The organism is Streptomyces alanosinicus (assembly GCF_014650595.1).
GTDB classification, from domain to species: Bacteria; Actinomycetota; Actinomycetes; order Streptomycetales; family Streptomycetaceae; genus Streptomyces; species Streptomyces alanosinicus.
The window spans coordinates 87,889-99,962 of sequence record NZ_BMVG01000014.1; the positions used below are offsets into that span (position 1 = coordinate 87,889).

Consider the following 12,074-nt stretch of genomic DNA (forward strand, 5'->3'; position numbering starts at 1 on the left):
CTCGCGGCGGCGAGGGTGGCCAAGTCTTTCCCCCCTATAAAGCTTGCCTGTCGAGAGGGGTGACGGGTCGCGCAGAGTCGTGGACGTCAGCAGAACGGACAGACGAACGCGACAAGGACGTGACGACGATGACTCTCCCCCTCCGCCCCCTCGGCGCCTCCGGCCTCGACATCTCCGCGATCGGGCTCGGCGCCTGGACGTTCGGCGGTGACGGCTGGCGCTTCACCTGGGGCGCCCAGGACGACCGGCAGTCCATCGAGACCGTGCACCGGGCGGTCGAGCTGGGCGTCAACTGGATCGACACCGCCGCCGTGTACGGGCTCGGGCACTCCGAGGAGGTGGTCGGCAAGGCGCTGGCCGGGCTTCCCGCGGCCGACCGGCCGTACGTCTTCACGAAGGTGGGCCTGGTCTGGGACCCGGCGAACCCGGCCGCGGCACCGCGCCGGATCATGCGGCCCGACAGCGTACGGCGCGAGGTCGAGGACTCGCTGCGCCGGCTCGGCGTGGAGGTGATCGACCTGTACCAGGTGCACTGGCCGGACACCGGCGCGTCCCTGAACTGGGACGGCACCGAGCCTCCTGAGGACGCGCGGGCCACCCCGCTGGAGGAGTACTGGCAGGTGATGGCCGACCTGAAGGCGGAAGGCAAGGTGCGGGCGATCGGCTTGTCCAACCACGGCCCCGAGCAGCTGGCGGTGGCGCAGCGCATCGCCCCGGTCGACGCCGTTCAGCCCCCGCTGTCCCTCCTCAACCGCTCGGCCGAGCCGGAGATCGAGTGGGCCGCCGACCACGGCGCCGGGGTGATCCCCTACCAGCCGCTCCACTCGGGCCTGCTCAGCGGGACCTTCACCCGGGAGCGGCTGGCCTTGCTCGACCCGTCCGACTGGCGCCGCACCCACCCGGACTTCACGACGGACCTGGACACCAACCTCCGTACGGTGGACCGGCTCCGGACGGTCGCACAGGCGCACGGTACGACGGTGGGGTCGGTGGCGATCGCCTGGGTGCTGGCCCGCAGGGGCGTCACGGGGGCGATCGCGGGGGCGCGGCACCCGGGGCAGATGGCGGACTGGGAGCAGGCTGCCGGCCTCCGACTCACCGAGCAGGAGCTGGAGTTCGTGGCGGGCGAGTGACACAGCGCGGCCCCGGACAGGGTGGCTTCCTGACCGGGGCCGGTGTTTTCCCGAGCGTTACTCGCCCAGGGACGTCATCACGTGCTTGATGCGCGTGTAGTCCTCGAAGCCGTACGCCGACAGGTCCTTGCCGTAGCCGGACTTCTTGAAGCCGCCGTGGGGCATCTCGGCGACCAGCGGGATGTGGGTGTTGATCCACACGCAGCCGAAGTCGAGCTTCTTGGACATGCGCATCGCGCGGGCGTGGTCCTTGGTCCACACCGAGGAGGCGAGGGCGTACTCGACGCCGTTGGCCCACGCGACGGCCTGGTCCTCGTCCGCGAAGGACTGGACGGTGATGACCGGGCCGAAGACCTCGTTCTGGATGATCTCGTCGTCCTGCTTCAGGCCGGAGACGACGGTCGGGGCGTAGAAGTAGCCCTTCTCGCCGACCTGCTGGCCGCCCGCCTCGACCTTGGCGTGCGCGGGCAGGCGCTCGATGAAGCCGGAGACCTGCTTGAGCTGGTTGGGGTTGTTCAGCGGGCCGTACAGGACGTCCTCGTCGTCCGGCTGGCCGGTCTTCGTCTCGGACGCGGCCTTGGCGAGCGCGGCCACGAACTCGTCGTGGATGGAGGCCTGGACGAGGACGCGGGTCGCGGCCGTACAGTCCTGGCCGGCGTTGAAGAAGCCCGCCACGGAGATGTCCTCGACGGCCTTGGCGATGTCGGTGTCCTCGAAGACGACGACCGGAGCCTTGCCGCCCAGCTCCAGGTGGACCCGCTTGAGGTCCTTGGAGGCGGACTCGGCGACGGACATGCCCGCGCGGACCGAGCCGGTGATCGAGGCCATCGCCGGGGTGTCGTGCTCGACCATCAGACGGCCGGTGTCACGGTCGCCGCAGACGACGTTGAAGACGCCCTCGGGCAGGATCGAGCCGATGATGTCGGCCATGAGGACGGTGGAGGCGGGGGTGGTGTCCGACGGCTTCAGGACGACCGTGTTGCCGGCGGCGATGGCCGGGGCGAACTTCCACACCGCCATCATCATCGGGTAGTTCCACGGGGCGACCTGGGCGCAGACGCCGACCGGCTCACGGCGGACGATCGAGGTCATCCCCTCCATGTACTCGCCGGCCGAGCGGCCCTCCAGCAGCCGCGCCGCGCCCGCGAAGAAGCGGATCTGGTCGACCATCGGCGGGATCTCCTCGGAGCGGGTGAGCCCGGTCGGCTTGCCCGTGTTCTCCACCTCGGCCGCGATCAGGTCCTCGGCGCGCTCCTCGAACGCGTCCGCGATCTTCAACAGCGCCTTCTGCCGCTCGGCGGGGGTGGTGTCGCGCCAGGCCGGGAAGGCACGGGCGGCGGCCTCCATGGCGGCGTCCACATCCGCCTGCCCGGACAGCGGCGCGGTCGCGTACGCCTCGCCCGTCGCGGGGTTGACCACCTCGGTGGTCCGTCCGTCGGCGGCGTCGCGGAACTCACCGTCGATGTAGTTGCGCAGACGACGCAGCTCGGTGCTCACTGCCGGCCTCCTGATCTGGTTCTCACTGTCCGACTGATGAGACACCCACCCTAGTCGCCAGGCCCACGTTTTCAACACCCCCACCCGCACCACTTCTGCGAAATCCGCAAGGTTCGAAGGCTCAGACAACGAATTTCATCGGTTGGGGCTTGCGGAACTGTCGAAGCCTCGTGCACAGTGAGGTCGTGGCCAGTCGAAGCGCAGACCAGAGGGACTCGTCCCGCGAGTCCAGGAACGGCACCCCGACGTTGGATGCCGTCTCCCTCGCCATCATCCAGCAGCTCCAGGAGGACGGCCGCCGGCCGTACGCCGCGATCGGCAAGGCCGTCGGCCTCTCCGAGGCGGCCGTGCGCCAGCGCGTCCAGAAGCTGCTGGACCAGGGCGTGATGCAGATCGTCGCCGTCACGGACCCGCTCACCGTGGGCTTCCGCAGGCAGGCGATGGTCGGTGTCAACGTCGAGGGCGATGTCGAGTCGATCGCGGACGCGCTGACCGGCATGTCGGAAGTCGAGTACGTGGTGATGGCCGCGGGCTCGTTCGACATCCTCGCCGAGATCGTCTGCGAGGACGACGACCACCTGCTGGACGTCATCAACAAACGCATCCGGGCGCTGCCCGGGGTGCGCTCCACCGAAAGCTTCGTTTATCTGAAGCTGAAGAAGCAGACCTACATGTGGGGAACCCGATAACCGTGAGCCAGAAGGACCTCAGCCGCACCGCGTACGACCACCTGTGGATGCACTTCACCCGCATGTCCTCGTACGAGAACTCCCCTGTCCCGACGATCGTCCGGGGTGAGGGCACCTACATCTACGACGACAAGGGCAAGCGCTACCTCGACGGTCTCGCGGGCCTGTTCGTGGTCCAGGCCGGTCACGGCCGCACGGAACTCGCCGAGACCGCCTTCAAGCAGGCCCAGGAGCTGGCGTTCTTCCCGGTGTGGTCCTACGCCCACCCGAAGGCCGTGGAGCTGGCCGAGCGCCTCGCCGACTACGCCCCGGGCGACCTCAACAAGGTCTTCTTCACCACCGGCGGCGGCGAGGCCGTCGAAACCGCCTGGAAGCTCGCCAAGCAGTACTTCAAGCTCCAGGGCAAGCCGACCAAGTACAAGGTCATATCCCGCGCGGTCGCCTACCACGGCACCCCGCAGGGCGCCCTGTCCATCACGGGTCTGCCCGGTCTGAAGGCGCCGTTCGAGCCGCTCGTCCCGGGCGCGCACAAGGTGCCGAACACCAACATCTACCGCGCCCCGCTCTTCGGTGACGACCCCGAGGCCTTCGGCCGCTGGGCCGCCGACCAGATCGAGCAGCAGATCCTCTTCGAGGGCCCCGACACCGTCGCCGCGGTCTTCCTGGAGCCGGTGCAGAACGCCGGCGGCTGCTTCCCGCCGCCGCCCGGCTACTTCCAGCGCGTGCGCGAGATCTGCGACCAGTACGACGTCCTGCTGGTGTCGGACGAGGTCATCTGCGCCTTCGGCCGCCTGGGCACGATGTTCGCCTGCGACAAGTTCGGCTACGTCCCGGACATGATCACCTGCGCCAAGGGCATGACCTCGGGCTACTCCCCGATCGGCGCCTGCATCATCTCGGACCGTCTCGCCGAGCCGTTCTACAAGGGCGACAACACCTTCCTGCACGGCTACACCTTCGGCGGCCACCCGGTCTCCGCCGCGGTGGGTCTCGCCAACCTCGACCTGTTCGAGCGCGAGAACATCAACCAGCACGTGCTGGACCACGAGGGCGCCTTCCTGCGGACCCTGCAGAAGCTGCACGACCTGCCGATCGTCGGCGACGTCCGCGGCAACGGCTTCTTCTACGGCATCGAGCTGGTGAAGGACAAGAACACCAAGGAGTCCTTCAACGAGGAGGAGACCGAGCGCGTCCTGTACGGCTTCCTCTCCAAGGCGCTCTTCGACAACGGCCTGTACTGCCGTGCCGACGACCGCGGCGACCCGGTCATCCAGCTCGCCCCGCCGCTGATCTCCAACCAGGAGACCTTCGACGAGATCGAGCAGATCCTGCGCGCCACCCTCACGGAGGCGTGGACGAAGCTCTGATCACACTCGGATGATCCTTTGATCCTTCCGGATGATGAACACCGGCCCCGGTGCCCCCGTTCGAGTGAGAACGGCGGCCCGGGGCCGTGTGCTGTCCGGCCGTCCGGTACCGGCTGCCTAGCGTTCCAGTGACCGATCAGCCCAGCGTTCGTTCCCCCGGACGAGGGAACAGGCACGGGAAATACGGATCAGAACCGAGGTGTACGCCCATGGAGGCCCCGCCGGACAACGACGTGCTGTGGGCACGCTCGCTGCACTTCAGGCACCCCGACGGGTCGCCCGGACTCGCCGGGGTCTCGCTCGCCGTACGCGAGGGCGAGATCCTCGCCGTCACCGGCCCGCGCGGCAGCGGCAAGACGACCCTGCTGCGCTGTCTGTCCGGCCTGGTGCCGGTGCGCGAGGGCGAGGTCTGGTTCAACAGCACCCCCCTGCACACCCTGGGCCCGATGCGCCGCGAGCGGCTGCGCCGGGACCGCTTCGGCTGGATCGACCCCGCACCGGTCCTGGTCCCCGAGCTGAACGCCTGGGAGAACGTCGCGCTCCCGCTGATGCTGCGCGGCGCCGGCCGCCGCCGGGCCAAGGTCGCCGCGCTGGAGTGGCTGGAGCGGCTCGACGTCGGCGACAAGGCACGCAAGCGCCCGAGCGAGCTCCAGCAGGCCGAACGGCAGCGGGTCTCGATCGCCCGCGCGCTGGTACCGGCCCCCACCGTGCTGTTCGCCGACGAACCGACGGCACCGCTGCACCACTCCGACCGCACCCATGTGCTGCGCACGCTCACCACGGCCGCCCGCTCGCACGGCCTCACCGTGGTCCTCACCTCGCACGACGCCGTCGCCGGCGGTCTCGTCGACCGCAGCCTGACCCTGCTGGACGGCCGGCGGGTGAGCACCCTGTACCTGCCGGACGCGCCCGACACGGAAGGCCGGGCCGCGTGCTCGCTCTCCGTCTGACCCGCGCTGCCCGGCCCGCCGTCCAGCTGCGCCGCCTGCTGGTGGCCGCGGCGACCGGCGGCACCGGCTTCCTGATGCTGGCCTGCCTCGGCTACGCCATGGGCCACCCGGAACGGGCCGGCGCCGCCGCACTGCGGCTCGCCTGGTGCACGGTGCCGTTCGCCGCCACGGTCTACTTCGCGCTCGCCGTCGCCCGCACCGACCCCGGCACCCGGTCGCGCCCCGGCCTGTCCGCCGTAGGCCTCGGCCCGGCGCGGCTGATGGCGGTCTCCGCGCTGACCACGGCCCTGTCCTGTGCGCTCGGCTCGCTGCTCGCCCTGCTGGTCTTCCTCCATCTGCGCGGCGACCTGACGGGCATGCCCTTCGACGGTGCGGCGGCGGACTTCCTGGCGGCCGACCTCCCCCTGCCCGTCCCGGCCGTCCTGACCCTGCTGACCCTGCTGCCGGCCGCCGCCTCGACGACGGTGGCCCTGTCCCTGCGCCCGAAGGACCCCCGCCCCGCCGCCCCGGGCCGGCGCGGCTACGGCCGCTTCGGGGCGTACGGCCAGGCGGTGGCACGCGAGACGTTCGGAGCGTACGGCCGGTTCGGCGCGCGCTTCGGCCGGCGGACCGCGGACGACGCCCCGAGCCCGGACGACGACAGCGGGCGGCCCCGGCCCGGCGCCGACCGGCCGGCGGCCGAGGACACCGGCGCCAGGCCGTCGGCCGAGGGCGGCGGACAGGACAGCGGGAAGGGCAGCGGGAAGGGCAGCGGCCGGCCGGCGGGCGGCCGTACCGGCGAGACGGCCTCGGTGGCCGCGGACGGTGCCGGCCCGGTGCCGGGCGGCGTGCGCGATTCCGGGACCCGGACACCGGACATGGCCTGGAGCGACATCACCGCCCGCCCCGCCAAGGACAGCCCCGTCGGCTTCCCCTGGGGCGTCGCCCTCCTGACCAGCGGCCTCGCCGTCCAGTCCTACGCCCACCGCTCGAACCTCGTCGTCCTCACCGGCTGGCTCCTCACCGCCACCGGCCTGGTCCTCGCCGCGCCCGGGCTCACCCATTTCTGCGGGCGTCTGCTGCAGTCCATCCGGCCCGGCGCGCTCCGTCTCCTCGCCGGCCGGGTCCTCATGACGGAAGCCACCCGCATCGGCCGCCCGCTGGGTGTCGTCAGCGCGGTCGCGTCCGCCGGCTACGCCATGACCATGCTGTACGCCGGCTCGGCACCGGCGTTCGGCCCCCTGACCACCCTCGGCGCGCTGCTCGTCACCGGCTGCACGGTCGCCACCGTGCTCACCGCGGCCGTGGAGACCCGCCAGTGCCGGGCCGACACGACCGCCGCGCTGCTCCGGCTCGGCGCCCCGGCCGGCACGCTGCGCGCGGCCGCGGCCCTGCGCGCGGCGGCCCTGCTGGCGCTGTTCGCACCGCTCACCCTCGTCGTCGCCGCCGTGGCGGAACTCCCCGTGCCGCGCTGAGCCGCCCGCCGCGCACGTCCGTGCGAAAGCCGTGCGAAATCCGTGCGGAAAAAGACCTCCCGTGGCCGATGAGTTTCCCCGGGGCCCCCGGTCTACCCACCGAACACACCGACCCCGGCACACACCACCACGGGAGAGAGACCCTCATGACGCACCAGCAGATGATCTTCGTGAACCTGCCCGTGAACGACCTCGACGCCTCGAAGAAGTTCTTCACGGAACTCGGCTACACGATCAACCCGCAGTTCAGCGACGAGAAGGCGGCCTCGGTGGTGATCAGCGACACGATCTTCGCGATGCTGCTCACCAAGCCGTTCTACTCGACCTTCACCAAGAAGGAGATCGCCGACGCGACCACGACCAGCGAGGTGCTCGTCTGTCTGAGTGCCGAGAGCCGCGAGAAGGTGGACGAGCTGGTCGACCGGGCGATCGCGGCGGGCGGCACGCCGAGCGGCCAGACCCAGGACCACGGCTTCATGTACGGCCGCGGCTTCGACGACCTCGACGGCCACTCCTGGGAGGTCATGTGGATGGATCCGTCCGCGATCCAGGGCTGACCCGCTCCCTCAAACGTCTCCGTACCTAATAAGCAGGCAAAGCCAACTGCCCTCGGCGGCATATGCATTGACACTGCTTATGGAGCGCTTATAAACCTGTGAGCCTCTTGGGGGTGCTGGGGCCTCACCTCATCCGTCGCCCCAACTCCCCCTCAGCCCCCCGCAGTTATGCACAAAGTAAAGGACAAACGTGTCCATAACTCGCCGTAGCGCACGCCGTTCCGTGCGCATTCTGGGTGTTGTCTCCGCCTCGGCCGCGGTCGTGCTGGGCCTGTCGAGCTCCGCGTTCGCGTGCAACATCAGTGAGTTCAAGGCCGAAGCCAAGTGCGACGGCGCCCAGGGTGTCATCGTCGTCACCGACACCGACGCCTCCGGTACCCCCGCCACCATCACCGTGTTCCGCACGAACAACGGCGGGGTCGAGAAGCAGATCGGCCAGCAGGAGGTCAAGGGCTCCGCCGCGGGCACCGCGATCACCTTCTCGGAGAAGTGGAAGCCGAACGCGACGTACCGCGTCCACGTCACGGCCAGCCCCTACGTCGACAAGGACATCGCAGGCGGTCTGACGACCCCGGCCGCCGCCTGCAAGAGCGAGAGCTCCACCCCGACCCCGCCGGCCTCCACGACGCCGAAGCCGTCGCCGTCGACGTCCGCCCCGTCCGGGTCGGCGACCCCGACCCCGTCGGCCTCCGAGTCCAGCTCCGCCCCGGCGAGCGCGGCGCCGAGCAACGCGCCGTCCCCGGCGGCCGGCAACTCGAACCTCGCCGAGACCGGTGCCAACTCCAACACCGGCCTGATCGCCGGCATCGCGGGCGCGCTGGTCGTCGTCGGCGGTGGCGCGGTCTTCCTCGGCATGCGCCGTCGCGGCGCCCGCGGCGACAGCTGACGCCGCACCCCTCACGTACGCCACCGCGGCCCGTCCCCCTATCCCCAGGGGACGGGCCGCGGTCGTGTGCCGGGGCCCGGTCAGCCGAAGGTCGCGCGCTGCTGCCAGAACTCCAGCAGCTCCCGCTCACCGAGGATCTCCAGCCCGGGGGCGTCCAGCGGCAGCCGGCCGTAGAAGGCGAGCAGCAGGGAGCTGAGCGGGCCGCGCAGGGCGACCGTGGCCTTCTCGTGCCCGCGCCGCCAGTCGATCACCTCCCCGTCCAGGTCGATGAGCCACTCGGCGTCCAACGCCGGCTCGGTGTCGGTGGCGTGCAGATGGATGCTGTCGCCCGGCCGGCGCAGATCCCGCTTCGGGTCCTTCGGCATGTTCCGCTGCGCCCACTGCACGATCTGGAGCCACTCGTCCACCGCGTCGGCGGCGATGTCCGGCGCGACCTCGTACGGCAGCCCGGCCGCGAGCGTGGCGTCGGCGCGGTGCACGGTGATCTCGTGGGTCATGCGGCGGGCCCAGAACCCGGCGTTCGGCACTCCGGCAAACGCCCACACCTCGGCGTCCGGCCCGGCCTCGCGCAGTGCGCCGACGACCAGCTCCCCGGTCTGCGCGAGCCACTCGTCCAGGGCGGCCGCGTCGCCCCGCTTCTCCGGGCCCTTGGCCAGCGGAACCCGCTCCGGCGGGACGTTCTCCTGCGCCCGGGTACGGACCAGGGTGTCCACCCAGCGCAGGGCGCCGCCCATGTGCCGTACGAGATCCTCCAGCGACCAGTCCGGGCAGGTCGGCACGGTCGCGGACAGGTCGGCACCGGAGGTCACAACAGCCCTCAACTGCTCTACCTGATGGGCGATTTCATCGCAGTATCGATCATGCGCGAGTAGGGTCATGACCCCACCCTAGGCGCACGGTGATCAGTCGAGGGCGACGATTTCGGCCGCGTCGAACTCCACGCCGACCGACGCGCCTGTCTCCGGCGCGTCCCGCAGTGCGCAGGCCGCCTCCAGGTGGGGCCCGTCCGCGGGCTGGAGACGTACGGCCACATGGGTGCCCTTGAAGGTGCGGGCGGTCACCGTGCAGGGCAGACCGGCATCGGCCGGCACGAGCCGTACCCCTGCGGGCCGGACCAGCAGGGTGCGGCCGCCCTGCGGGGTGCCCTCGGGCACGGGCAGTTTGCCCCACGGGCTGTCGGCGGCCTCCCCCACGACGGTCGCCCGGACGACATTGTCGAAGCCGAGGAAGCGGGCCACGAACGCGTCGGCGGGCCGCTGCCACACCTCAAGCGGCGTACCGGACTGGGCGATCCGCCCGTCCCGCATCACCACCACCCGGTCGGCCAGCGCGAAGGCCTCGCCCTGGTCGTGGGTCACGGCGAGCACGGTCGTGCCCAACCGGCCGAACAGCTCCCGCAGTTCGACCACCAGACGCTCCCTGAGCGAGCGGTCGAGCTGGCCGAGCGGCTCGTCCAGCATGAGCAGCCGGGGCCGGGGCGCGAGCGCGCGGGCGAGCGCCACACGCTGCTGCTCGCCGCCGGACAGGGCGGCCACGGACCGCCGGGCGGCACCCGGCAGTCCGACCAGCTCCAGCAACTTCCCCACCTCGGCGTCCCGTTCCCCCTTCGGGACGCCGTGCATCCGCGGCCCGAACGCCACATTCGCGCCGACGTCCCGCTGCGGGAAGAGCTGATGGTCCTGGAACATCAGGCCGACGCCCCGCTTGTGCGCGGGCACGCCGCACTGGTCCCGCCCGTCCAGCAGGACCCGCCCGCAGGACAGCGGCTGCAGCCCGGCGACCGCCCGCAGCAGGGTCGACTTGCCGCTGCCGCTGGGCCCGAGGACGCACACCACCTCGTGCTCGGCGACCCCCAGGTCGACCGCGTCCAGCACCGCCCGCCCGCCGAGGCGCACGGTCGCGGCATCGAGGCTCAGCAGCATCTAGAACTCCCCGGTCCGGTCGGTGCGCAGCCGCTCCAGGATCAGCAGCGCGGCGGCGCACACCACCATCAGAATCGTCGAAAGGGCCATCGCCTGGCCGTAGTTGAGGTCGCCGGGACGGCTGAGCAACCGGGCCACGGCGACCGGAAGCGTGGGGTTGTCGGGCCGGGCGATGAACACGGTCGCCCCGAACTCGCCGAGCGAGACGGCGAACGCGAACCCCGCCGCGACCAGCAGTGCCCGCCGCACCAGCGGCAGATCCACCTCCCGCCACACCCGCCAGGGCGAGGCCCCGAGCACGGCGGCGGCCTCCCGCAGCCGTGCGTCCACGGCCCGCAGCACGGGCAGCATGGTCCGTACGACGAAGGGGACGCCGACCAGCGCCTGCGCGAGCGGGACGAGGATCCAGGACTGTCTGAGGTCCAGCGGCGGCTTGTCGAGCGCGATCAGAAAGCCGAAGCCGACGGTGACGGCGGACACGCCGAGGGGCAGCATCAGCAGCGCGTCGAAGCCCCGCACGAGCCGTCCGGCGTCCCGGCGGGCCAGCGCCGCGGCGGCGAGAGATCCGACCACGACGGCGATGGCGGTGGCGGCGACGGCGTACTGCAGCGAGGTCCACACCGCGTCCACGGGCGCCACCAGGAACGTACCGCCGTCGGAGTCCGTGAGCGCCCGGTAGTAGCCGAAGCCGGGGGCGTCGAGGGAGCGGCGGACGAGGACGGCGAGCGGCAGGACGAGGAGCAGTGCGACGGTGACGAGGACGCCGGCGAGCAGGGCCCACTGGCCGGCACCGCGCGGGCGCCGCGCGGTGGTCCCGGCGTCGACGAGGCGCAGGGCGCTCTCCCGGCGCCGCACCGTCCAGGCGTGCACGACGAGGATCGCGCCGACCGCGGCGAACTGGACAAGGGTGAGGACGGCGGCGGTGGAGAGATCGAAGACCTCGGAGGTCTGCCGGTAGATCTCCACTTCGAGCGTGGAGAAGGTGGGCCCGCCGAGGATCTGGACGACACCGAAGGAGGTGAAGGTGAACAGGAACACCATCAGCGCGGCGGCGGCCACGGCGGGCGCCAGCGCCGGCAGGGTGACCTTGCGCCAGGCGTGCAGCGGCGAGGCACCCAGCATCCGGGCGGCCTCCTCCTGGCGCGGGTCGAGCTGGGCCCACAGCCCGCCGACGGTCCGCACGACGACCGCGTAGTTGAAGAAGACATGCGCCAGCAGGATCGCCCACACCGTAGTGTCCAGCCGTACGCCCCACAACTCGTCCAGCAGGCCGTGGTGGCCGACGAGCGCCAGGAAGGCGCTGCCCGCCACGACGGTCGGCAGCACGAACGGCACGGTGACCACGGCCCGCAGCACCGCTCTGCCCGGGAAGTCGAACCGGGCGAAGACATAGGCGGCGGGCAGCGCGAGCAGCAGGGTGAGCGCGGTGGAGGCCAGCGCCTGCCACGTGGTGAACCACAGCACATGCCGGATGTCCGGCTGGGTGACCACGTCCGCGATCCGCCCGAACTGCCAGGCGCCGTCCACCTTCAGACCGCGCGCGACGATCGCGGCCACGGGCCAGGCGAAGAACACGGCGAAGAACGCGACGGGCAGGGCCATCAGCCCGAGCCGCGCCG

At 71.4% G+C, this 12,074-nt stretch carries 11 protein-coding genes; 7 read left to right on the forward strand and 4 right to left on the reverse strand.

Going from position 1 to position 12,074, the window contains the following annotated elements; genetic code table 11:
* Window positions 1–128: 128 nt before the first annotated feature.
* Entirely contained in the window at window positions 129–1,133 is a 1,005-nt protein-coding gene (locus IE277_RS26125; RefSeq protein WP_189956148.1) for an aldo/keto reductase, read from the forward strand.
* Window positions 1,134–1,190: 57 nt separating this feature from the next.
* Here IE277_RS26125 and IE277_RS26130 read toward each other — a convergent pair whose 3' ends face one another.
* Window positions 1,191–2,630 carry a gamma-aminobutyraldehyde dehydrogenase gene (locus tag IE277_RS26130; RefSeq protein WP_189956149.1) on the reverse strand — a complete coding sequence of 480 codons (1,440 nt, stop codon included), beginning with the start codon at window positions 2,628–2,630 and terminating at the stop codon, window positions 1,191–1,193.
* Between the two features lie 170 nt (window positions 2,631–2,800).
* On the opposite strand from IE277_RS26130, the gene IE277_RS26135 reads away from it, so the two are divergent.
* From IE277_RS26135 to IE277_RS26160, 6 genes are all read left to right on the forward strand, one after another.
* Window positions 2,801–3,319, forward strand: coding sequence for an Lrp/AsnC family transcriptional regulator (locus tag IE277_RS26135; protein ID WP_189956150.1), 519 nt, complete (start codon window positions 2,801–2,803; stop codon window positions 3,317–3,319).
* Window positions 3,304–4,686 carry an aspartate aminotransferase family protein gene (locus tag IE277_RS26140; RefSeq protein WP_229881969.1) on the forward strand — a complete coding sequence of 461 codons (1,383 nt, stop codon included), beginning with the start codon at window positions 3,304–3,306 and terminating at the stop codon, window positions 4,684–4,686. The genes IE277_RS26135 and IE277_RS26140 overlap by 16 nt, the downstream gene beginning before the upstream one ends.
* 209 nt (window positions 4,687–4,895) lie before the next feature.
* On the forward strand, window positions 4,896–5,636 hold the full coding sequence (locus tag IE277_RS26145; protein WP_189956152.1) for an ABC transporter ATP-binding protein: 741 nt from the start codon (window positions 4,896–4,898) through the stop codon (window positions 5,634–5,636).
* Window positions 5,618–7,090: a hypothetical protein gene (locus IE277_RS26150; protein ID WP_189956153.1), complete on the forward strand. Its 1,473-nt coding sequence runs from the start codon at window positions 5,618–5,620 to the stop codon at window positions 7,088–7,090. The genes IE277_RS26145 and IE277_RS26150 overlap by 19 nt, the downstream gene beginning before the upstream one ends.
* A 146-nt stretch (window positions 7,091–7,236) precedes the next feature.
* Window positions 7,237–7,647, forward strand: a complete 411-nt coding sequence (locus IE277_RS26155) for a VOC family protein (RefSeq protein WP_189956154.1) — start codon at window positions 7,237–7,239, stop codon at window positions 7,645–7,647.
* A gap of 223 nt (window positions 7,648–7,870) precedes the next feature.
* Window positions 7,871–8,533, forward strand: a complete 663-nt coding sequence (locus IE277_RS26160) for an LAETG motif-containing sortase-dependent surface protein (protein WP_229881970.1) — start codon at window positions 7,871–7,873, stop codon at window positions 8,531–8,533.
* Window positions 8,534–8,613: 80 nt separating this feature from the next.
* Here IE277_RS26160 and IE277_RS26165 read toward each other — a convergent pair whose 3' ends face one another.
* Genes IE277_RS26165 through IE277_RS26175 form a run of 3 tightly spaced genes read right to left on the reverse strand, consistent with a single transcriptional unit; the run spans window position 8,614 to window position 12,057 of the window.
* Window positions 8,614–9,411: a maleylpyruvate isomerase family mycothiol-dependent enzyme gene (locus tag IE277_RS26165; RefSeq protein WP_189956156.1), complete on the reverse strand. Its 798-nt coding sequence runs from the start codon at window positions 9,409–9,411 to the stop codon at window positions 8,614–8,616.
* A gap of 24 nt (window positions 9,412–9,435) precedes the next feature.
* Window positions 9,436–10,455 carry an ABC transporter ATP-binding protein gene (locus IE277_RS26170; protein ID WP_189956157.1) on the reverse strand — a complete coding sequence of 340 codons (1,020 nt, stop codon included), beginning with the start codon at window positions 10,453–10,455 and terminating at the stop codon, window positions 9,436–9,438.
* Window positions 10,456–12,057 (reverse strand): ABC transporter permease, encoded by a 1,602-nt coding sequence (locus IE277_RS26175; RefSeq protein WP_189956228.1) that lies wholly within the window; start codon window positions 12,055–12,057, stop codon window positions 10,456–10,458.
* Between the last annotated feature and the right edge of the window lie 17 nt (window positions 12,058–12,074).

Coding starts and splice junctions, on each gene's coding strand:
- IE277_RS26125 (WP_189956148.1), top strand. CDS start 129: ATGACTCTCCCCCTCCGCCCCCTCGGCGCCTCCGGCCTCGACATCTCC.
- IE277_RS26145 (WP_189956152.1), top strand. CDS start 4,896: ATGGAGGCCCCGCCGGACAACGACGTGCTGTGGGCACGCTCGCTGCAC.
- IE277_RS26155 (WP_189956154.1), top strand. CDS start 7,237: ATGACGCACCAGCAGATGATCTTCGTGAACCTGCCCGTGAACGACCTC.
- IE277_RS26165 (WP_189956156.1), bottom strand. CDS start 9,411: ATGACCCTACTCGCGCATGATCGATACTGCGATGAAATCGCCCATCAG.
- IE277_RS26170 (WP_189956157.1), bottom strand. CDS start 10,455: ATGCTGCTGAGCCTCGATGCCGCGACCGTGCGCCTCGGCGGGCGGGCG.
- IE277_RS26175 (WP_189956228.1), bottom strand. CDS start 12,057: ATGGCCCTGCCCGTCGCGTTCTTCGCCGTGTTCTTCGCCTGGCCCGTG.